The sequence below is a fragment of the Deltaproteobacteria bacterium CG11_big_fil_rev_8_21_14_0_20_49_13 genome, assembly GCA_002796305.1.
Lineage (GTDB): Bacteria > UBA10199 > UBA10199.
This window is the reverse complement of record PCWZ01000077.1, coordinates 1-20,564: the sequence shown is the minus strand read 5'-3', so window position 1 is coordinate 20,564 and position 20,564 is coordinate 1. Positions and strand designations below refer to the sequence as shown.

Here is a 20,564-nt window from a genome sequence, read left to right as displayed (position 1 = left end):
ATGGAGAGGCGCTTCACGTTTGACAGATATTGAATTGGGGTTCTCTCTGGCCAATACTTGTGGGTAATTGAAAGGTTCGCTAGGCGCTTACGATTTAGCTGTGTCATATTTGCCCCCTTGTTTATGGAGGCATATTATCATTCCCGCTCTAAAAATAAACCCGATTCTGCACTTTCTACAAGGTTTTTAGAGATGCCCATATTTGAATCGATCACAGTTTGAACTGCAAGGTGTGGTCGCCTATCGCTATCTGATCGCCATCGGAAAGGACGTGTTCTTTTACGCGTTCATGGTTCACGATAACGCCGTTAGAGCTGTTAAGATCCAGCATTACATATTCATTGCCGGTCTGTTTCACAACGGCATGCTGTCTTGATACCTTGCCATCTTTTAAAATGATGGTGTTCGAATTGGCGCGGCCTATCGTTGTCTCTTTCCTAAGCTTATATTCCTGATTCACATGCCCACCCTCTATAATGATCAGTCTTGCCGCGCCGGAAGGTGTAGAGGTTTCGGCGGCGGTCTTTTTTGTTATGTCTATCGAAGATTCAGAAGGAGTACGGCTTGCATCCTCTTCCGGAGCAAAGTAATCTTCTCCCTCGGTTTCTATATTATAATCCGAACCTTCAAGCAGATTGGGGGTCGTTGCCTGTTTTGTAGGCTTTGTTTTTTGTTTTTTTATAGATGGTTCGGCGCTCTCTACGAAACCTTCTTCGTCCTCGAAGATGGCCTTATATCGGTCGATGTTGCCGCTCACCGCCCCAAGCACTTTTTCGAACTTTCCTATCTTGTCGAGCTCGTCGTTAGACAGACTTGTAAAATTAGCGTCATCATGTTCGCCAAGCTCGTGGCGGAACTTAAGCTCTTCAAGGACCTCTTTGTGCTGTTCCAAGCTCTCTGTTATTCTTGAGCGCGTTTCGTAAAGGGTCGAGAGCTCTTTGTCTATATCGCCCTTCTTCTCCAAAAGGGCGTTTGTTGCCTCGTTGAGCTTTTGGACGTATTCCTGTTTTACCTTCTGATAAACGGAAGGGGAGACATCGTTCTTTTTGGCCTCGATCTTATCAAGCCTTTCGCGAACCAGACCGCGCTCCTGTTTGAGCTTGTTCGCATCATCTAAAAGGGCCTGATTTATCGGGAACGAAAGTTCGTTATCTGTTGCCATGTATGTTATAAGTTAGCGAAATGCTTGAGAATTGTCAACTATTAAAAAATCGGTCAGATTTTTGCGGACCCCCCAAATAAATAGGGCCGGTTAGCACCATTGCTACCGGCCCTTGAAAAGGGGGTTTAGTCAGCTCTTTAACGAGCCTTCTATATATATTATCGGTTGGCCGGTACCCTGAAGTTGCTTACTTTTAAAAAATATTTTAGACCCCCAAAAACCTTTAAATTCATTGCAATTTTGGGGGGGTTTGTTAGACGGGAAGAACCTAGGAGACACAAATGGATCCATCATACCAAGACCGGCTGAAAGAGACGGTAGAGTTCATCAAGGCAAAGACCAGGGTCGCCCCGCAGATACTTGTGATCTTAGGGAGCGGACTTACATCTTTGATAGATGAAATAGAGGTGGAAACGAACCTCGCTTATAACGAAATTCCCAACTTTCCCCGTTCAACGGTAGAAGGCCATGTTGGAAGGATAATCTTCGGTGCGTGGAAGGGCTTTCCTCTGGCCGTGATGCAGGGGCGGGCCCATTATTATGAAGGGCACGATGTAAGGGACATCACCCTGTCCACTCATGCGCTTCACATCATGGGGTGTAAGACTCTCATAGTCACCAATGCGGCGGGAGGTATCAACGCCGCGTTCATGCCCGGCGACATAATGATGATGACCGATCATATAAATTTCATGGGAGTGAATCCTCTGCGCGGCGTCGGAGCCGTGAACCCAAAGAATCAGTTCCCCGATATGACGAACGTCTACTCAAAAAATCTTCAACAGACGGCGACCGAGGTTGCAAAAGCGCTTGAAATTCCGCTAAGGACAGGGGTATATATCGCGACCGCAGGGCCTTCATACGAGACAAAGGCGGAAGTTAGGGCCTTTCGCCAGTGGGGGGCGGATTCTGTGGGGATGTCGACCGTTCCGGAGGTTATTGTTGCCTCCTATCACAAGATGCAGATCTTAGGTTTCTCTATTATAGCTAACCCTGCGGCGGATCTACATCCCGGCAACATGAGCCACGCAGAGGTCCTTAAAAATGTGGAGGATGTCCAGACAAAGCTTGTAAAACTAATTGCCGGAGTGGTAGAACGAATTGGAAATGTCTTACCGACAAATTAAGATAGGGACCCGCGGTTCCCCTCTGGCCATGTGGCAGACGAACGAAGTTCTTCGTCTAATTCGCAGGAAATTCCCGTCATTAAATACAAAGGTTATCATCATTAAGACCAGCGGGGATAAATTCTCCGGAAGTCTTTCTACGACTCACGACTCACGAGTTACGAATCACGATTATGCAGGCAAAGGTCTCTTTGTTAAAGAGATGGAAGAGGCGCTTGCTTCCGGCAGAATAGACATGGCCGTTCACAGCCTTAAAGATATGCCGGCTATCCTGCCCAAAGGACTTTCGCTCGTTGCCTATCTTAAGCGCGAGGACCCAAGCGATCTTTTTATATCCAAAAAATATAAGAACATCTCATCTCTTCCGAAAGGTGCGGTCTTTGGGACGAGCTCGCCCAGAAGAAAGGCGCAGGTATTATCTGTTAGGCCCGATCTGAGGGTCATCCCTCTCCGAGGAAATGTAGCGACGAGGCTTGAGAAACTTTTATCAGGCGAGTGTGAAGCCACCATCCTCGCCAACGCTGGCGTGAAAAGACTCGACCTTACACGCAAACTCACGCGCTTACGCACTCATGCGCTTACGCACTTCATTCCGGCCATCGGTCAGGGGATAATATCCGTTGAAACAAGGACCGCCGACAAGGACCTGATCTATTATATTAGATCGAGTCTTAACGATGCGGCCACTGAGTCCGCGGCCCTTGCGGAGCGAGCGTTCCTTAAAAAAGTTACCGGTGATTGCCACACGCCTATTGCCGCATATGCACAGCTTAAAGGGAAGAAGGTGGTGCTAAAAGGATTCGCATCCTCGCCGTCCGGAAAGAAGACGATATCTGCTTCACGGGAAGGGTCTAATCCTTCAAATGTTGGGAGAGAGCTCGGCGCCAAGTTCGTAAAATTAGGAGCCAGGAAATTAATGCGGCCTTTGGTCCTCTTCACGGGACTTAGATGTGACAGAAAAAAATTCCAAGGCTCCGACGTCGTTCATCTGCCTTTGATAAAGATACTTCCTCCTTCTGATAACTATCGCTCGCTTGATTCAGCGATAAAGAGACTCAACGAATATGACTGGCTCGTCTTTACCAGTCAAACAGCCGTTGAACGTTTTTTTGAGCGCATTACACACGGCTCATGGCGAAAGGCGCCCAAGATAGCGGCTGTTGGCCCTACCACCGCCGAAAAGGTCCGTTCATATGGCCGGAGGGTCGATCTAATGCCCGGCTTGGATTTTAATTCTGCCGAACTTGCAAGAAAACTTCTTATCTTCAAGGTTCAGGGTCTGAAGATATTGTTCCCTCGCGCAAAAGAGGGGAAGGATGCTCTAGTGAAAGAACTTTCAAGAATGGGGGCGCACGTAGATCTTGTCGAGGCATACCGGACCGTTCCAAACAAGATAAACGTCAAAAAATGGAAGGCCCTGTTCAAAAAACGCCCGCCTGACGAGGTGGTTATCCAAAGCGAGTCTGCCGGCAATGTTTTTAAGAAATATTTTCACTGCTGTCCCAAGTCTCATTTCAAGACTTATGGTCCCTAATTTCTCTTACGAGTTTTTTACTTGTAGGCTCTTCTTTCTGATTTTCGGCAGGCATCTTTGGTTTTATCGTGACAACTCCGGTGCCGTCTATCTCGGCGCTCCCCAGGCCTTCATCTTGAACCGTATATTTGGGGATAGTGAATTTTGTGGTCGAGACCCTTTCATGGTCTAGTGATATCGAAAGTTTATTGAGAGGCGGCTTTGCCTTTTCAAGGGCCATGGCTATCCACTGCTCCGGCGAACCGCGCGTATTGAACTTGGCCTTGGAGGTGTCGAGGAACGTGCAGAGAGATTCCCAATCTTCAAGTATCTGTCCCTTAAAGGCCACGCTCATATCTGCCTCGGTGTCAGATATCTTTTTGAACATTATCTCATAAGGAACGTCGGCAATAGAGACCTTCAAAAGGCATTCAAAGGCCGTTGTCTTGGCAAGGAATCCGCTGATATCGGTCGCGACCTTGGCGTCGCCCTTGATAACTCCGATATCCGCATTCACATCGCCGCCAAGATTTATATGATATTTTACCGTGTACGATTCGTTGGTATTGGCAAACGTATATTTGACTATCACTACGGCATCCATCTCCAGCTTTATGGAATCGCTTGCCGGCTTTTGTTTTCCGCCGAATAGTGGCGGTTTTTGAGGGAGAGCATCTTCAAAAAGGCCTTCATCGTCAAGTCCGGTCTCGCTATCTGGAGGAGTTTGTGTTTGGGGCTCGGTTTGGTCGGCAGTTTCTTCTGTTTCATCAGCTGGAGCCTGGTCTTCCGGCGAAGGTTCTTCATCTCCGGGTGGTGCATCTGAAGGTTCCTGTATCTCGCCGCCCGGAGACTGAAAAGTTACAGGCTCGTCGTCCTCGGCTATAACGCCGAAAGATATCAGACATAAAAGCGCCGAGAGCGCCAGGACACGTAAAAACATGACGGGGGCAATTATAGACAAGTTGGGCCCGCTTTCAAAGGGAAATTTTTCGCTTGTTATGTTAGAGGCTCCATTGCTAGTCTGGGCGAGCTTATGATAATGGGAATAGGGGCAGATATAAGCAGTATAATGGAATTTGACGACAGGTTTAAAGATGCGGCCTCGATCTTTAACAAGGCTCATTTTACCGCGACAGAGCTCTCTTATTGCGCTTCGCAGATAAGCGGCCGTCCTGCGCAGCATCTGGCGGCGAGATATAGCGCAAAAGAGGCGCTGATAAAGGCGCTCGATCAGGCAAGGGGCGGAAAGTTTTCTGCAATAGCCCCGCTTCTTTACACTGAAATAGAGGTAGCTAATGACGCCGAAGGACGCCCTTTCTTTGCGTTGCATGGAAGTCTCCAAAAGATCGCCGGTCAGCTTGGAATAGAAAATATCCACCTTTCTATATCCCACGACAACGAATACGCCATCGCATTTGTTATCATTGAGTGATTTAAAGAGGCCGACTCTAATTACGTACAGTGCTCTTTATAGGGGAGTTACGATGTCTATTCCGAGTTCCATCCACAAAAAAGAACATACTTTCTTGCCAAAGGCATCAAAATTCTGTATATAGGTGGGTAGAAAAATACCCATGCCCACAAAATCCACAAACAACAATAAAGGTAATGCCAGAGGGAACCAATTCGAAAAACGCCTGACCGAGCTCCAGCAATTACTTCAGGTCATTGAGCGTGCCAAGCAGATGTGGCAGGCGACCTTTGATGCCATCAGAGACCCGGTGGTCATCATTTCCGATGATTTCGATATTGAAAGGGCCAATATCGCCACATCAGCCACGGCTAAAGCCGATATTAAAGAGATGATCGGGAAGAAGTGTTACAAGGTGTTTGCCGGAAGCACCAAGGTCTGCGACGGATGTCCGCTTCCGGAGGCGCTCGATAATAATAAGGTATCTGTCTCAAAACTGGGCAATCAGATACATAAGTGTGATTTTGAGGCCAGTGCATACCCTTATCCGGGTGGCGAGGTGAAGTCTAAGGCGGCGGTCCTTCACTACCGGGACATAACCCAGGAGCACAGGCTTCAGCAGGAACTTATTCAGCAGGAAAAGATGGCGGCCATCGGAATGCTTGCCGGCGGCGTTGCGCATGAAATAAACAACCCGCTTGGAGGTATACTTGCCTTTACCCAGCTCATCATACGCGAATTGAAGGACGGCGATCCATTGCTCACCGATATGGAAGAGATAGAACGAGCGGCCGTTAGATGCAAAAAGATAGTCGCAGACCTTTTGGATTTTTCACGCGCCTCATCGGGTAAGGACCGTCAGACCCTTAACATGAACCTTCTTGTAGAAAAGGTGGTCCCATTCATCAAGACGGAACTGAGATCTTTGAACATTGAGCTTTCGCTGGAACTCAAACAGGGGCTCCCTTCGGTCTTTGGCGACGCCAACAGGCTTCAGCAGGTCTTTTTGAACCTCTTGACCAATTCATGCCATGCGATGACGAGGGGCGGAAAACTTATCGTACGCACATCTGCTGACCCCAATTATTTCATTGTTGAAGTTGAAGATAACGGCCACGGTATTTCAAAAGAGAATGTTTCAAGGATATTTGATCCGTTCTTTACCACAAAACAACCGGGCAAGGGTACCGGTCTGGGCCTTTCTGTAAGCTACAGGATAGTGAAGGAACACGATGGCGTCATAGAAGTCGAAAGCAAAGAAGGGGAAGGCACTAAGTTCATAGTCAAACTACCCGCCATTAAAGAGGCCGGATAAGGGGGGGAGTTAATGAAGGCAAATATCCTTATTGTCGATGACGAAATTGCCATAAGGAAGGCCCTTGAAAAGTTCCTTGCGAGTTTAGGTTACCACGTTTTTGCGGTGACCAGCGGGGAAGAGGCTCTTAAAGTTTTCGGTGAGGAGGTGATAGACCTTGCCCTGATCGACCTTGTCATGCCGGGAATGAACGGGGTCGAGCTGATCAAAAAGCTCAAAGAGGCCGATCCTAAGATGGTCTGCATAGTAATGACCGCTTTTGGGACCATCACAAGCGCCGTTGAGACGATGAAGGCCGGCGCCTATCATTATCTAACAAAACCGTTCGAGCTTGATGACGTCGCTTCGCTTGTTGCGACCGGGCTCGAGCATAAGAACCTGAAAGAGGAGAACAGGCTCCTTCGCCAGCAGTTAAAATCAAAATATAAGTTCGAGAACATAGTCGGAAATTCGGAAGAGTTGAGCGGGGTCTATAACCTCATAGAAAAGGTCGCCGATTCCGACAGCACGATACTTATCCTCGGAGAGAGCGGGACCGGAAAAGAACTTGTTGCGCGCGCTATCCATTATAACAGCCGTCGCGCGAATATGCCTCTCATAACCGTTAATTGCGCGGCAATACCCGAAGAACTCCTGGAAACGGAACTTTTCGGACACGTCAAGGGGTCTTTTACCGGTGCTCACGCCACTAAACCCGGAAGGTTCGATGCCGCGAACGGCGGAACGATATTTTTGGATGAAATAGGCGACATGAGCCTCAAGCTTCAGGTCAAGATTCTGCGGGTGCTTCAGGAGAGAAAGTTCGAACCCGTAGGTTCGACCAAGACCCACGATGTGGACGTAAGGATAATAACCGCCACCAACAGAAATCTTGAAGAAGAGGTGAAGAAGAGACAGTTCAGAGAGGACCTATTTTACAGACTTAACGTCATCCCCATAAAGATACCGCCCCTACGCGAAAGAAGGTCCGACATCCCTCTTTTGGTCCAGCACTTCATTCAAAAGTTCAACAAAGAGAACGACCGACACATTGAAGGGCTTTCAAAAGCGGCGATGAACGTCCTTGTTAAATATGATTGGCCCGGGAACATTCGCGAGCTCGAAAATCTTGTCGAGAGGCTGGTCATACTAAAACCGGCGGGAATGATAGAAGAGGTCGACATACCACTAGCGTTTGGGAACATAAAAGTCAATGCAGACTCTGCAAACAAGGCTGTTGAGGCGTTCCGTTTTGACGGTAGTTCAAATTTCAGGGACGCTGTTGAGAACTACGAGGTAGATCTTATCCAAAAAGCGCTTGAACATACGGGGTACAACAAGAACAAGGCGGCCGCGCTTTTGGGGCTTAACAGGACGACCCTTGTGGAAAAGATAAAAAGGAAGGGGATAAATTCAAACGATGTATAAACCGGTGAATCTTTTGATCGTAGATGACGATCCAGCGATGACCAAGGTCTTCGAAAAGATGGCCAAGGACGAGGTGTGGAATGTGGTGACCGCGGCGAGCGGTACGGAGGCTATCGACGCCCTCAACAAGTTCTCTATCGAAGTTGCGGTGGTAGATGTAGCCCTTCCCGGATATAGCGGCATGCAGGTCCTCGAATATGTGAAGAAGAATCGGGTCCCTACCGAGATAATAATAATGACAGGTGTCGGTTCGGTAGAACTTGCGGTTCAGGCAATAAAGACGGGCGCCTACGATTATTTCACCAAGCCATTTGATGATGTCAACAAGGTCTCCAAATCCATTTCCAATGCGATGGAGCATCACAGGCTTTTACAGAAGCTAAAGAAACTGGAGAGGCTGGAAAATGACGAGGTCTCATACGAAGGGATTATAGGAAAATCGAGAAGGATACAGGAAGTCTTCGAGATGATAGACAGCGTTGCTCCGACAACTTCGACGATACTTATCCTGGGAGAGAGCGGTACCGGAAAGGAGCTCGTTGCGCAGGCTATCCACAAGCGTTCCCGAAGACACGACAAACCGTTTGTGGTGATAAACTGCGCGGCGATGCCCGAGACCCTTCTTGAATCGGAGCTCTTCGGCCATAAAAAGGGGTCCTTTACCGGCGCCATTAGCGACAAGAAAGGGCTCTTTGAGGAGGCCAACGGCGGAACGATCTTTTTGGACGAAATAGGAGAGGTGACGCCGCCCATTCAGGTAAAGCTTCTTCGCGTCCTGCAAGAGGGCGAGATAAAGACGGTCGGGGACGCGATAAGTAAGCATGTGGACGTGAGAATTATAGCTGCGACCAACAAGGACCTGACAAGGCTTGTTAGCGAGAACAAGTTCAGAGAGGACCTTTACTACAGGCTTAACGTTATAGCCGTTTCTCTTCCGCCGCTTCGCGACAGGGTTGAAGACATCCCCCTTCTTGTTTATCACTTCATTAAGAAATATTCCAAGAAGGTCGGCAAGAACGTTGCGGGATGCTCCGTGGATACATTAATGGCGCTTCAAAATTATAAGTGGGTGGGCAATGTTCGCGAGCTCGAGAACGTCATAGAGCGCGCAATAGTCCTTTCGACCAGCGATACGATCCATGCGCGTGAGCTGTCACCGCGTATCATGGGCGAGTCGTTCTATCTTACAAATGACGATGTCGCTCACGATTTTTCCCAATTTAACTATCAGGAGGCCAAAGAAAAGGCATTCATTGCATTTAACAGGTCCTATATTTCAAGTCTTCTCAGACAGACAAAGGGGAACGTCTCCTTTGCCGCGGCGAGAGCGGGGATGGACAGAAGCAACTTCAAAAAGATAGTGAAGAAGTGCGAGCTTGAACTCGAAGATTTTAAAGACGGGAACAAAGAAGAGAGTTGATAAAAAATGCCAAAAATAATCATCATAGGCGACAACAAGAAAAAAGAGGCCGCGTCAGCTCTTAAAAAGAGTGATTTAAGGATAATAGAGGCCAACCACGAGGACTATATGACCCTTCTTTCAATGGAAGGGGTCGATTGCGCGGTCATATGCACCGGCGAGAACGACAGCAGGACCGAAGAGATAATGAAGGGTCTTCGTTCATTCGACGACGTGCTTCCAATGGTAATTGTCGGGGTCGGAAGCCTTGAAGACGCCGTGAATATGATGAAGCTGGGGGCGTGCGACTGTTTGAGGTTCCCGCTTAACTCCGAAAGATTGCAGATAGCCGTTGCCAATGCAGTGAGGCTCTACAGCCTTACAAAGAGAGTATATCTACTTGAGAATCAGATGGGCTGGTCGGGCGGTTTTGATAATATCGTGGGCCACAGCCAGAAGATGCAGGAGGTCTTTCAGCTGGTCGCTACCGTTTCAAAGAGCAACGCCACGGTGTTGATCTTAGGCGACAGCGGAACGGGAAAAGAACTCGTTGCACGCGCTATCGCAAAGCACAGCCCTCGCGTGAATCATCCGTTCATAGACATAAACTGCGGCGCCATTCCAAGAGAGCTTCTGGAAAACGAGCTCTTCGGCCACGAACGCGGGGCCTATACGGGAGCGGACAGGCGATATATAGGGTGTTGCGAGCGCGCCCATAAGGGAACTCTTTTCTTAGATGAGATATGTGAGATGGACCCGTCTCTTCAGGTGAAGATCCTTCGCATGCTTCAGGAAAGGACCTTCATGCGCGTCGGAGGTAATGAGCTTATCAGTTCCGACATAAGGTTCGTTGCCGCAACCAATCGTGACATTCAGGAAGAGGTTAAAAATGGCAACTTTAGAGAGGACCTTTACTACCGCCTCAACGTTGTCCCCATAACCATTCCGCCGTTAAAGGACAGGATAGAAGATGTCCCGCTCCTTGCGAAACATTTCCTTGATAAGTTCAGCGCCAAGAACGAAAAGATATTCGTCGACATAGAACCGGAGGCGATCGAATGTTTATTGGGCTACGATTGGCCCGGTAACGTTCGCGAACTTGAGAACGTTGTCGAGCGCGTGGTGGTCCTTAATAACGATTCGCGCATGAAGCTCAAACACCTGCCGCCGCACATCCAAAAGATGGCGCTGGGAAAGAAACCTGTTAAGCCGGCTCAGATACATTTTGCGGACGGCCAAAAAGTTGTATCTCTTGACCAGGTGGAAAAGTTCGCAATAGAGGCGGCGCTTGCAAGGTGCATGGGAAACGTTTCGGAGACCGCAAGACAGTTGAAGATAGGCCAGGCCACGCTTTACAGAAAATTGAAGCAGTACGGCCTTAAAGCATGAGGGATGACAATATGGACATTAAGATCGAAAGGAACGGTGATATTACGCTTCTTAAATGCATAGGTAGCCTTGACGCCGAAAATGTGGTGTTCTTCAGAAAAAAAACGGGCGAGCTTTTTGACGGAGGGAGTAGCAGGTTCGTGATAGACGCCAACAAGCTCTCTTTTGTGGACAGTATGGGCCTTGGCGCCATGATATCTCTCATGCGGCGCGTCCGCGAAAAGAAGGGCGACGTAAAGGTCTTCGGACTGAACGCCGAGGTAAAGGAGATATTCGATATAACAAGGCTGAACAAACTCTTTGACGTGTGCGCAAGCTTTGAGGCCGCATGCAAAAAGTTCTAAAATTTAAGATCTTAAGTTCAACATCATATCTTAAGTTCCTGAGGGAACTTGTGGATACGCTTAAAATATCGAACGACGCAAAAAGAAAATGTTCTGTGGCGCTTGTCGAGGCCGTAGACAATGCCGTCTTTCACTCTCACGGGGGAATAAAAAGTTACCCCATAGAGATCAAGATATCGTGTCTTGGTAGGAAGACGGTCATGGAAGTAAAGGATATGGGCAAGGGATTTGACATAAAAAAGGTGCCGGAGCCTTCGCTCTATCAGATAAACGGCCGCGGCATCTTTATCGTTAAAAGGCTGATGAAGAATGTTGAGTACACGAAGAACACCCTAAAGGTGACCTATGAAGAACGAAACTAAACAGCTTTCAGTGCTTCACGACTTGAGCCGTGCCATAGTCGGCGCCTCCAGAATGGAGGACGTCTGCCAGCGGATCCTGGACAGAACGGTCAACCTTCTCAGCGTGAGCAAGGCGTCCATAATGAAGATAGATAAAAGGGACGGGATGCTGAAGATAGTAGCCAGCAAGGGCATCCCCGCCGGCGTTATACGGGATGTCAAGGTCAGGGTCGGTGAGGGCATTTCCGGCAAGGTCTTTAAATCTAAAAAACCGATAATGATAAGGGATATAAAGGCGACCGGTTTTGAACAGAAGAAGAGATACAAGACAAGCTCCCTCATCTCGACGCCCGTCACCTGTTTTAAGATGAAGGTCGGCGGAAAGCCGGTCGGCGTCATAAATGTCACCGATAAAAAAGGCGGAAAACATTTTACAGGCGACGATCTCAAACTTCTGAACACGATAGCGAATCAGACCGCTTCATATCTTCATCTTTGCGATCTTGCCGAAGATGCTCGGGAAAGCGAGCATGTTATGCGCGAACTTGACCTTGCGCGAGCCATACAACAACGTCTGCTTCCGCAGAGGATACCGGGCGTCCAAGGGCTCGATATAGCGGGCGTGTGCCTGACGGCCGAACACGTTGGGGGCGATTATTTTGATGTAATTGTCGGAGGCGCCAGGCCACCTTCCGTTGTGGTGGCAGACGTCGCCGGCCACTCGATCTCCGCCGCGATGATGATGAGCGCGTTTAGAAGCGCGCTCAGGAGCGATAATACTGTTTCTCTGTATTCGCCGGCGATAATCGCTGAGAGGTTAAATAACATTTTGTATGACGACCTTGCCTCTGCCGAGCAGTTCATCTCCATGGTCTATCTTCAGGTCATCCCCGGCGGCGGCAATTTCGGCTCGGTGATAAAATATACCACCGCCGGGCATCATCCTCCACTGATCTTAAAGGGGAACGGTTTCATAGATCACTCTACCGAAGATATCCTCTTGGGAGTTGAAAGGTTCCCCGAATATCACGAAAGAAGGATAGATGTGGATTCAGGAAACATTATCGTTCTCTACACCGACGGGCTTGTTGAGGCGGCCGATAAAAAAGGAAAAAGGTTCGGGAACGAACGGCTGAGAGGGTGTGTGAGAAAGAACAAACATCATTCGGCAACCAAGATGGTAGAACTTCTCTGCCTTGACGTTAAGGAGTTTATCGGTAAAAAGCCGCTTGCCGACGATGTAACCGTGGTCATTATCAAGGTAAAATGAACTATAAAGAAGCGCTTTCATATCTTGACTCCCTTCAATCGACAAAAATAGAGCTTGGACTTGAAAGGATAAGCTCCGCGTGTGAAGCCTTGGGTCATCCTGAAGGCAAGTTGAAGAGCGTCATGGTAGCTGGGACCAACGGCAAAGGTTCCACATGCGCCTTTTTGGAGTCTATCCTCCGGCATCAGTGGTTAAAGGTGGGCCTTTATACATCTCCCCACCTAAATGATGTAAGGGAGAGGATACAGATAGACCGGAAGATGATATCTGAAGAAGAATTTGCAAAGAATACGACCTTAATATGTCATTCCCGCGAAATCGGGAGTCTCGAGCGTGTAACCGGGATTCCTGCTTGCGCAGGAACGACAGCAAGACTCACCTATTTTGAGTTCTTAACCGCCGTGGCATTTCTCTACTTTGCCGAGAGATGTGTGGACGTCGCTGTCCTTGAAGTTGGTCTTGGCGGAAGGTTCGATGCCACGAACGTGGTTGACCCGGTTGTTAGCGTAATAACCCGCATAGGAATGGACCATCAACATTATCTTGGCGATACGATAGAAAAGATTGCATTTGAAAAGGCAGGTATCATTAAAACGGGGGTTCCGGTCGTAACCGTGGTTCAGGAACCAAAGGTGATGGATGTCCTGCGCCGTATTTCAGATGAGAAGGGCGTGATGCTCCATGTTGTCAGTCCGCAAGAGGTAAAATATAAACTTGGCCTCCTGGGAAGACACCAGTATGAAAATGCCGCCCTGGCGTTGCGTGCCTCAGAGCTTGTGTTAGAAGTTACCGATCACCGATCACTGATAACAGATAACCTTTCCGAGGCCTTTGCCTCCACAAGGTGGCCCGGCAGGCTCGAAGTTCTGGGCACACACACTTTTCTAGGTAAAGTGTGTGCCCCCGGCGCTCAGGTTATTCTGGACGGTGCCCACAATCCGAACGGCGCCGAGGCGCTGGCAAGGTTCATGAAAGAGGAGCTAACGGATAAACACAAGATAGTCATCCTCGGCATCATGGCCGATAAGGATATAGAGGGTGTCATCAAGCCGTTGGTCGAAGCGGCAGATGAGGTCGTTCTAACGCGGCCGTCTGCCAGTCGCGCCGCAGGGACAGAATTGCTCTGTAAAATCGTAAATTCGGAGATCGGTAAATTCGGAAATACGGAAAAACAGAGCGAATTCGCGAATTCGCGAATTCGCGAATTTCCTAACATCTCCTCTGCCATTGAAGGAACGATTAAAACGATGCGTGGAAATTCAGTCTTGATTATTGCCGGTTCGCTATATACGGTGGCCGAAGCAAGGAGATATTATGAAGATTCGTCCAAGAAGGCTTAGGGGCTCGGCTGTTCTTAGAAAGATGGTCGCGGAAACCTCCATTTCACCGGATCAGTTGGTTCAACCTGCCTTTATCATTCACGGCAAAGGGATCAGGGAAGAGATAACTTCAATGCCTGGGCAGTTCCGTTTTTCCGTGGATACGATAGGTAATGAAGCAAAAGAGATAAAGAAGGCGGGTATCCCTTCGATGCTCCTTTTCGGAATACCTGAAAAGAAAGATGAAAAGGCGAGCGGGGCCTACGCGAAAGACGGGATAGTTCAAATGTCCATTGCCGCCATCAAAGAGGCGGTGCCGGAAATGTATGTGATAACCGACGTCTGCCTCTGCGAATATATGAGCCATGGGCATTGCGGAATAACTAAAGGTCATACGGTTGATAATGATCCATCGCTCGAGATGCTTGCAAAGACCGCCGCTTCCCACGCGCATGCAGGCGCCGATATGGTGGCGCCAAGCGACATGATGGACGGTCGCGTTGCCGCGATCCGCACGATGCTTGACAAGGAAGGTTTTGAGAATACGCCCATCATGAGCTACGCGGCAAAATATGCCTCGGCGTTCTACGGCCCCTTCCGCGATGCCGCGGAGTCGGCGCCGAAATTAGGCGACCGCAAGACATATCAGATGGACCCGCCAAACGTCCGCGAGGCAATGAAGGAGATAGCGCTGGATATTGAAGAGGGGGCAGACATCGTCATGGTAAAACCGGCGCTTGCATATCTAGACGTTATTGCAAAGGCCCGCGAAAGGTTCGATGTGCCGATCGCCGCCTACAACGTCAGCGGTGAGTATTCCATAATAAAGGCGGCCGCCAAGAACGGCTGGATAGATGAAAAGAGGGCGATAATGGAGATGCTGATCTCCATTAAACGCGCCGGTGCCGACATTATCATCACCTATTTTGCAAAGGAGATTGGCTGTGGTATGCCGAAATGACCAAGGCGCCATCTTTCTTGCCGCCTAAGTGACAAACAAGAGGTTTTTCAGGAGCTGTGCGCCTATAGAAATCTTCTATAATTGCGGTTAGCGGACCATGAGACTTTGTGGGCGGTTCGGTCATACCATTATTATTATCGGTTGGACGATACCCAAAAGTTATCTGTATTTTATAACCTACTGAAATAATTAGATATTATAATCCTTTGACATCCCCTATCTTTTAATGCAAACCTCCCTCTCCTATGAGCGATAAAGTCTACCTGATCGACGGCACGAACTACATATTCCGCGCCTACTACGCAATAAGGCACCTTTCAACATCGAAAGGATTTCCCACTAACGCTATCTACGGCTTTACGACCATGCTCTTAAAGCTCATTCGCGATGAAAAACCGGCGCATATCGCCATAGTCTTTGACTCCGGCAAGCCCTCGTTTCGCGAAGAGATATTTCCCGATTATAAGGCAAATCGCGAGGCGCCGCCGGATGATCTCCTGCCCCAGTTTCCGCACATTCCGCGCGTTGTCCACGCTCTTAACATCCCCGCTGTTTCAATAGAAGGTGTCGAGGCGGACGATGTCATTGGAACGCTTGCAATAAAATCGGTCAGAGAGGGACACAAGGTGGTCATCGTTACCGGAGATAAGGATTTTATGCAACTTGTGAATGATGACATAAGCATCCTGGACACGATGAAGGAAAAGTTGATCACCCCGTCCGAAGTTGTGGAGAAGTTCGGCGTAGAACCATCGAAGGTGACCGATATCTTGGGGCTCGCGGGCGATGTCTCCGATAATATCCCCGGCGTCCACGGTGTCGGCCCAAAGACCGCGCTCAAGCTTATCAAAGAATTCGGAAGCATAGAGAACCTTATAAAGAATGCCGACAAGCTGGAAGGCGGACTTAGGGACAAGATAAAAAGCGGATCAAAAAATGCAGAGATGTCCAAGAGACTTGCCACCATCCAGACAGATGTCGATATAAAGATAGACTCCGAAGACCTTATTCTTAAAAAGCCTGACGAAAAGAAGCTCCACGACATCTTAAAGGAGTTCGAGTTCTCAACCCTCCTCTCCGAACTCGCCCCTAAATCTACCATCTCCTACGAAAGATATCGGACGATAATGACCGAAGTGGAGCTTGATGATCTGATAAAAGAATTAAAGAAGGCCAAGATCATAGCATTCGATACGGAAACAACATCTCTCGACGCGATGGAGGCGGCGCTTGTGGGGCTTTCGTTCTCGTGGGGCGAAGGCCTTGCGGCATATATCCCCGTGGGTCACGCGGGGCTTGATGCGGCGGGACAGCTGGACAGAACATATGTCTTGGAAAGACTTTCGGACATCTTTTCATCGAAAGATATTAAAAAGGCGGGACAAAATCTCAAATACGACCTTGCCGTGCTCGATAAATATCATCCGGAGATAAACGGCATAGAGGCCGACACCATGATAGCCTCTTACGTCATAAATCCTGCCGGCTCCCACGGAATGGATGACCTCTCTCAGCAATATCTGGACCACACTACCATCAAATACGTAGAGTTGACCGGCAAGGGAAAGAACCAGAAGAATTTTTCAGATGTTGAAGTTGCGAAGGCCTCCACATATGCGGCGGAAGATGCCGACGTTACCTTAAGGCTCTATCATGTCCTGATAAAGGAGCTCAAGGGACAGCTCAAAGAGCTCTACTTCGATATCGAAATGCCGTTAATGAAAGTGCTTCTAAAGATGGAGCTAACGGGTATCAAGGTCGATCTTAGCCTTCTAAATGAGATGGGGCGGCTCTTTGAGAAGGACCTGAAAGAACTGGAAAAGAACATCTATAAAGAGGCGGGCCGTGAATTCAATATCAACTCGCCTAAGCAGCTGGGGGTCATACTTTTTGAAGAAATGGGGCTTACAGGCGGTAAGAAGACAAAGACCGGATTTTCTACCGATGTGGACGCCCTTACCACGCTCTCACACCATTATAAGATAGGAAGGCTGATACTTAATTACAGGTCGCTCTCTAAACTCAAAGGCACTTATATAGATGCGCTACCTCTGCTTGTGGATAAGCGGACGGGAAGGATACATACAAGTTACAATCAGACGGTTGCCGAGACGGGGCGCCTTTCGTCAAGCGACCCGAATCTGCAGAATATCCCGATAAGGACGAAAGAGGGTAAGCGTATCCGCGAGGCCTTTATAGCGGAAAAGGGTTGCCTGCTTCTAAGCGCCGATTATTCGCAGATAGAATTACGCGTACTTGCCCACATGGCCGGGGAAGAATCTCTTATAAACGCATTCCAGGCCGGGGTGGACGTTCATTCGGTCACCGCCGCGGGGATATTCGGCGTAAAGGTGAAAGAGGTGACGAAGGAACAACGCGCCGTTGGTAAAACCGTTAATTTTGCAACAATTTATGGCCAGAGCGCCTTCGGACTTTCAAAACAGTTGGAGATAGATCCCGGTACGGCCGCCGAATATATCGACAACTACTTCAAGAAATATCCAAGGGTGGCAAAGTACAGAGAGAAGATACTTGCCGACGCGGGTAAGACCGGTTTCGTCGAGACGCTCTTTGGGCGCAGAAGATATCTGCCGGACGTCAACAGCAGGAACGGCGGCATAAGACAGATAGCCGAGCGAATGGCCTTTAACACCGTCATCCAAGGGACCGCCGCAGATATCATAAAGATGGCAATGATAAACATAGACCGCGAGTTAGAGAAGGTGTCGCCGGGAACCAAGATGCTCCTTCAGGTTCACGATGAACTTGTTTTTGAGATACCCGAAAAAGATCTTAAATGCGTTGAAGGATTCGTAAAAGAAAAGATGGAGCGCGCGGTAGAGCTAAACGTCCCCATAGTGGTCGACATAGCCTTCGGCAAAAATTGGGCCGAGTGTTAGGCTATTTGGCAAGCGCCTTGTGGGTCAAGATCAGCGTCAGATGCGTTGAAGCGGATGTCAGCGTCAGCACGGCCAGGGTAAAATGATACTTCGGTTTTATCCATGAGACCGCGAATTTCCACTTTAAAAGACCCAAGAGCGCCGTGAGACACAAAAGGGAATACGTGCATATACCCATCACCTCTATAAGTTCGCGTAACATAATATTGCCTCCACTTTGTTTTAAGAGTATATGACATACAATATGAGGAAAAAGTATAATCTACTGTTGCTGTCCCCACTTTTGCTGTTCTTGGGGGCCGCGCACCCCGCAAAAGTCACCGAGCCGAAAAAAGGCGACGGCAAGACCTCTTTCTATAACTACCACACCCACAAGACGCTGGACGCGACCTACAGAAAGGGAGAAAGATATAACGAACAGGCTCTCAAAGATATAAACGACTTCTTTAAATCCAGAAGCGACGGCAAAATGAAGGATATCGACATAAACCTTATCGAGGTTCTAGACGTCATCCAGGACCATTTTAACGCCGACGTGATCGAGCTTATCTCCGGCTACAGGAGCCCGGCGCTCAACAGCGCCCTCAAAAAACGCGGCGCCAACGTGGCCGAGGAGAGCATGCATCTGGAAGGAAAGGCGGCCGATATACATATAGACGAGGTCACAGAAGAGGCGGTCGCCGAATTTGCGCGCGGACTCAAGGCGGGCGGGGTTGGTTTTTATCCCGCGCTTGATTTCGTTCATATTGATACCGGTGACCTGCGTGAGTGGCGACTTCCCGACTACCCAGGCAGGCTCCTGATGGCATTTTTAAAGGGCCCCGAATGGCAGGTAATGACCGACCGGAATATATATCTCCCGGGAGAAAAGATAAACTTTGAGATACTAAACATCACCCGCACCGGAAAGGCGTTCAACAAAAAGGCCGAGCTTCAGCGATATAAAAGAGGAAAATGGGAGAGCTATTCGTTGATCGAGGCCTGCACAGGGAAGGAGTTCGGAGCGGGTTCTACCTGCAAGGGAGAGATAGAGGTAAAAGAAGAAACCCCCTTCGGGAAATTTCGGATCGTCATCCCCGAAGAGGATTATCCTCATCTAAATTCATTGTCTAACGAGTTCTATAGAAAGAAAGAGTGACTCGCACTCGCCGCTCATGGTGAGCCTGTCGAACCATGAGCGCAACATCCATCCTTCGACAGGCTCAGGATGAACGTGGGCGCTTATATCTCGACATGGCTCATCCACTTGCCGTGAACATTGCAGAATTCTATCGCCGTTAACATTCCGCCTTTGTCGTTCTTCAGATGCATTCCAACGCACGGATTAGGTCCGCCCGACGTCATCTCATAACGGGCGATGAACTTCTTATCAAGGTACATGTCTATCCAGCCGATCCAGTGCCTCTCTTCCATCACGTGCAGGACCTCTCCAACCTTAACATGCACGTCGGTGCATGTTCCGGGTATTAGCCCGCACTGCTTCACGACCGTGAAGTTGGGAATATGCTTCTTGTCGCCGTCGGTCAGGTTCTTGGGGTCCGCAGGTGACTTTAGAGCATTAGCGTCCTCTTTGAACTTATCCTTCGGCGCATGACATACCGGACAATTGCCCGGGGCATTATCGAACGCCACGTGACCGCATACTCCGCATACATACATTTTCATACCTTACCCCCTTTGTTATTTATTTAAACTTTCACTTACTCTTCCGACAAGTTTTGAACCCGGCTTTAATGTCCTTGCGCCGTCGTTCCAATTTGCGGGGCACGCCTCTTCCGGATGATTTGCAAGATAGGCATTGGCCTTCACCCTTCTTAAGAGTTCCGCCGCGTTCCTTCCTACATTATAAAAATTGACCTCATTTGCAACAAGTTTCCCTTCCGGGCTGATAATGAAGGTTCCCCTCAAAGCAAGGCCGGTATTTTCATCATAAACGCCGAAAAGTCTTGAGACGTTGCCCGTAGGATCGGCGCCCATTGTGAACTTTACCTTTGAGAGAAGTTTTTCTTCACGTTTCCATGCAAGATGAACGAACTTCGTATCGGTTGATACCGATATCACTTCTGCCCCGGCCTTTATGAGCTCGTCGCACTTTTCGGCCACATCGGCCAGCTCCGTCGGACAAACGAACGTGTAATCCGCGGGGTAGAAGAAAAGAACCGTCCATTTTCTGTTCTTCTTAAGATTTTCGAGCGAAATAGTTCCAAACTCACCCGTTTTTGGCTCATAGGTCTCTATTTCAAAATTGGGTACCACCTGGCCTACTTTTACTGCACACATTTCTGTCATAATGCTCCTCCTTTGGTTATTTGCATTTATCGCACAGACCGTAAAAGGTCATGCTGTAACTTTCTATATCAAACCCGCTCTTATCTTCTGCTATCTTCATTAAAGAATCGGGCTGGGCCATGCGAAGATCGACAACAGAACCGCATTTTTTACATACAAAATGGGGATGCGGCAGAGCGTTCCCGTCAAAATGGTCATAAGTATCGCCAAAGGGAAGCTCTTGGATCTTTCCCTGCTCCTTTAATATCTTTAAGTTTCTGTAGACCGTCCCCAGAGATAGTTTTGGAAAATCCTTCTTCGCCTTCTCATATATCCAGTCGACCGTCGGGTGAGACTTGGTAGAACAGAGAATATCTAATATCACCTGCCTCTGCGCCGTCTCTCTATATTCCTTATTAGTATTCATAACGATTATTG

Annotated in this window: 20 protein-coding genes; 14 read left to right on the top strand and 6 right to left on the bottom strand. The window is 48.7% G+C overall.

Features of this window, described 5'->3' with window-relative positions; genetic code table 11:
- Window positions 1-211 precede the first annotated feature (211 nt).
- Window positions 212-1,162 (bottom strand): hypothetical protein, encoded by a 951-nt coding sequence (locus COV46_07425; GenBank protein PIR16682.1) that lies wholly within the window; start codon window positions 1,160-1,162, stop codon window positions 212-214.
- Between the two features lie 281 nt (window positions 1,163-1,443).
- On the opposite strand from COV46_07425, the gene COV46_07420 reads away from it, so the two are divergent.
- Window positions 1,444-2,289, top strand: coding sequence for a purine-nucleoside phosphorylase (locus COV46_07420; GenBank protein PIR16681.1), 846 nt, complete (start codon window positions 1,444-1,446; stop codon window positions 2,287-2,289).
- Window positions 2,270-3,823 carry a hydroxymethylbilane synthase gene (locus COV46_07415; protein ID PIR16680.1) on the top strand — a complete coding sequence of 518 codons (1,554 nt, stop codon included), beginning with the start codon at window positions 2,270-2,272 and terminating at the stop codon, window positions 3,821-3,823. Before COV46_07420 ends, COV46_07415 begins: the two co-directional genes overlap by 20 nt.
- Here COV46_07415 and COV46_07410 read toward each other — a convergent pair.
- A complete protein-coding gene (locus tag COV46_07410; protein ID PIR16679.1) occupies window positions 3,804-4,742 on the bottom strand; it encodes a hypothetical protein in 939 nt (312 codons plus the stop codon). The genes COV46_07415 and COV46_07410 overlap by 20 nt on opposite strands.
- Before the next feature lie 93 nt (window positions 4,743-4,835).
- Here COV46_07410 and acpS point away from each other — a divergent pair, with 93 nt between their 5' ends.
- The 11 genes from acpS to COV46_07355 all read left to right on the top strand — a co-directional run bounded on the left by acpS (window position 4,836) and on the right by COV46_07355 (window position 17,858).
- A complete protein-coding gene (acpS, locus tag COV46_07405) occupies window positions 4,836-5,234 on the top strand; it encodes a holo-[acyl-carrier-protein] synthase (GenBank protein ID PIR16678.1) in 399 nt (132 codons plus the stop codon).
- Between the two features lie 142 nt (window positions 5,235-5,376).
- Window positions 5,377-6,528 carry a hybrid sensor histidine kinase/response regulator gene (locus COV46_07400; protein PIR16677.1) on the top strand — a complete coding sequence of 384 codons (1,152 nt, stop codon included), beginning with the start codon at window positions 5,377-5,379 and terminating at the stop codon, window positions 6,526-6,528.
- 12 nt (window positions 6,529-6,540) lie between these two features.
- Window positions 6,541-7,935: a DNA-binding response regulator gene (locus COV46_07395; protein ID PIR16676.1), complete on the top strand. Its 1,395-nt coding sequence runs from the start codon at window positions 6,541-6,543 to the stop codon at window positions 7,933-7,935.
- Window positions 7,928-9,355 carry a DNA-binding response regulator gene (locus COV46_07390; protein ID PIR16675.1) on the top strand — a complete coding sequence of 476 codons (1,428 nt, stop codon included), beginning with the start codon at window positions 7,928-7,930 and terminating at the stop codon, window positions 9,353-9,355. The genes COV46_07395 and COV46_07390 overlap by 8 nt, the downstream gene beginning before the upstream one ends.
- 6 nt (window positions 9,356-9,361) lie before the next feature.
- Complete coding sequence (locus tag COV46_07385; protein PIR16674.1) at window positions 9,362-10,723, top strand: hypothetical protein; 1,362 nt, start codon at window positions 9,362-9,364, stop codon at window positions 10,721-10,723.
- A complete protein-coding gene (locus COV46_07380) occupies window positions 10,720-11,067 on the top strand; it encodes a hypothetical protein (protein ID PIR16673.1) in 348 nt (115 codons plus the stop codon). Before COV46_07385 ends, COV46_07380 begins: the two co-directional genes overlap by 4 nt.
- Window positions 11,052-11,429 carry a hypothetical protein gene (locus COV46_07375; protein ID PIR16672.1) on the top strand — a complete coding sequence of 126 codons (378 nt, stop codon included), beginning with the start codon at window positions 11,052-11,054 and terminating at the stop codon, window positions 11,427-11,429. Before COV46_07380 ends, COV46_07375 begins: the two co-directional genes overlap by 16 nt.
- Window positions 11,413-12,678 carry a hypothetical protein gene (locus COV46_07370; GenBank protein ID PIR16671.1) on the top strand — a complete coding sequence of 422 codons (1,266 nt, stop codon included), beginning with the start codon at window positions 11,413-11,415 and terminating at the stop codon, window positions 12,676-12,678. The genes COV46_07375 and COV46_07370 overlap by 17 nt, the downstream gene beginning before the upstream one ends.
- On the top strand, window positions 12,675-14,018 hold the full coding sequence (locus tag COV46_07365; protein ID PIR16670.1) for a hypothetical protein: 1,344 nt from the start codon (window positions 12,675-12,677) through the stop codon (window positions 14,016-14,018). Before COV46_07370 ends, COV46_07365 begins: the two co-directional genes overlap by 4 nt.
- A complete protein-coding gene (locus COV46_07360; GenBank protein PIR16669.1) occupies window positions 13,993-14,958 on the top strand; it encodes a porphobilinogen synthase in 966 nt (321 codons plus the stop codon). The genes COV46_07365 and COV46_07360 overlap by 26 nt, the downstream gene beginning before the upstream one ends.
- 245 nt (window positions 14,959-15,203) lie before the next feature.
- Complete coding sequence (locus COV46_07355; protein PIR16668.1) at window positions 15,204-17,858, top strand: DNA polymerase I; 2,655 nt, start codon at window positions 15,204-15,206, stop codon at window positions 17,856-17,858.
- A 1-nt stretch (window position 17,859) separates the two neighbouring features.
- On the opposite strand, the gene COV46_07350 is transcribed toward COV46_07355, so the two are convergent.
- Window positions 17,860-18,060 carry a hypothetical protein gene (locus COV46_07350; protein PIR16667.1) on the bottom strand — a complete coding sequence of 67 codons (201 nt, stop codon included), beginning with the start codon at window positions 18,058-18,060 and terminating at the stop codon, window positions 17,860-17,862.
- Window positions 18,061-18,090: 30 nt separating this feature from the next.
- On the opposite strand from COV46_07350, the gene COV46_07345 reads away from it, so the two are divergent.
- The gene (locus COV46_07345) at window positions 18,091-18,996 is read left to right on the top strand and encodes a hypothetical protein (GenBank protein PIR16666.1); all 906 of its coding nucleotides are present in this window, start codon (window positions 18,091-18,093) and stop codon (window positions 18,994-18,996) included.
- An 83-nt stretch (window positions 18,997-19,079) separates the two neighbouring features.
- Here the strand turns inward: COV46_07345 and COV46_07340 are convergent, their stop codons facing one another.
- Genes COV46_07340 through COV46_07330 form a run of 3 tightly spaced genes read right to left on the bottom strand, consistent with a single transcriptional unit; the run spans window position 19,080 to window position 20,553 of the window.
- Window positions 19,080-19,523, bottom strand: a complete 444-nt coding sequence (locus COV46_07340; protein PIR16665.1) for a hypothetical protein — start codon at window positions 19,521-19,523, stop codon at window positions 19,080-19,082.
- A 15-nt stretch (window positions 19,524-19,538) separates the two neighbouring features.
- The gene (locus COV46_07335; GenBank protein PIR16664.1) at window positions 19,539-20,147 is read right to left on the bottom strand and encodes a peroxiredoxin; all 609 of its coding nucleotides are present in this window, start codon (window positions 20,145-20,147) and stop codon (window positions 19,539-19,541) included.
- A gap of 16 nt (window positions 20,148-20,163) precedes the next feature.
- Window positions 20,164-20,553: a transcriptional repressor gene (locus COV46_07330; protein PIR16683.1), complete on the bottom strand. Its 390-nt coding sequence runs from the start codon at window positions 20,551-20,553 to the stop codon at window positions 20,164-20,166.
- Between the last annotated feature and the right edge of the window lie 11 nt (window positions 20,554-20,564).

Coding starts and splice junctions, on each gene's coding strand:
- COV46_07395 (PIR16676.1), top strand. CDS start 6,541: ATGAAGGCAAATATCCTTATTGTCGATGACGAAATTGCCATAAGGAAG.
- COV46_07340 (PIR16665.1), bottom strand. CDS start 19,523: ATGAAAATGTATGTATGCGGAGTATGCGGTCACGTGGCGTTCGATAAT.
- COV46_07415 (PIR16680.1), top strand. CDS start 2,270: ATGTCTTACCGACAAATTAAGATAGGGACCCGCGGTTCCCCTCTGGCC.
- COV46_07350 (PIR16667.1), bottom strand. CDS start 18,060: ATGTTACGCGAACTTATAGAGGTGATGGGTATATGCACGTATTCCCTT.
- COV46_07420 (PIR16681.1), top strand. CDS start 1,444: ATGGATCCATCATACCAAGACCGGCTGAAAGAGACGGTAGAGTTCATC.
- COV46_07330 (PIR16683.1), bottom strand. CDS start 20,553: ATGAATACTAATAAGGAATATAGAGAGACGGCGCAGAGGCAGGTGATA.
- COV46_07360 (PIR16669.1), top strand. CDS start 13,993: ATGAAGATTCGTCCAAGAAGGCTTAGGGGCTCGGCTGTTCTTAGAAAG.
- COV46_07385 (PIR16674.1), top strand. CDS start 9,362: ATGCCAAAAATAATCATCATAGGCGACAACAAGAAAAAAGAGGCCGCG.
- COV46_07355 (PIR16668.1), top strand. CDS start 15,204: ATGAGCGATAAAGTCTACCTGATCGACGGCACGAACTACATATTCCGC.
- COV46_07345 (PIR16666.1), top strand. CDS start 18,091: ATGACATACAATATGAGGAAAAAGTATAATCTACTGTTGCTGTCCCCA.
- COV46_07410 (PIR16679.1), bottom strand. CDS start 4,742: ATGTTTTTACGTGTCCTGGCGCTCTCGGCGCTTTTATGTCTGATATCT.
- acpS (PIR16678.1), top strand. CDS start 4,836: ATGATAATGGGAATAGGGGCAGATATAAGCAGTATAATGGAATTTGAC.
- COV46_07370 (PIR16671.1), top strand. CDS start 11,413: ATGAAGAACGAAACTAAACAGCTTTCAGTGCTTCACGACTTGAGCCGT.
- COV46_07380 (PIR16673.1), top strand. CDS start 10,720: ATGAGGGATGACAATATGGACATTAAGATCGAAAGGAACGGTGATATT.
- COV46_07365 (PIR16670.1), top strand. CDS start 12,675: ATGAACTATAAAGAAGCGCTTTCATATCTTGACTCCCTTCAATCGACA.
- COV46_07390 (PIR16675.1), top strand. CDS start 7,928: ATGTATAAACCGGTGAATCTTTTGATCGTAGATGACGATCCAGCGATG.
- COV46_07400 (PIR16677.1), top strand. CDS start 5,377: ATGCCCACAAAATCCACAAACAACAATAAAGGTAATGCCAGAGGGAAC.
- COV46_07375 (PIR16672.1), top strand. CDS start 11,052: ATGCAAAAAGTTCTAAAATTTAAGATCTTAAGTTCAACATCATATCTT.
- COV46_07335 (PIR16664.1), bottom strand. CDS start 20,147: ATGACAGAAATGTGTGCAGTAAAAGTAGGCCAGGTGGTACCCAATTTT.
- COV46_07425 (PIR16682.1), bottom strand. CDS start 1,162: ATGGCAACAGATAACGAACTTTCGTTCCCGATAAATCAGGCCCTTTTA.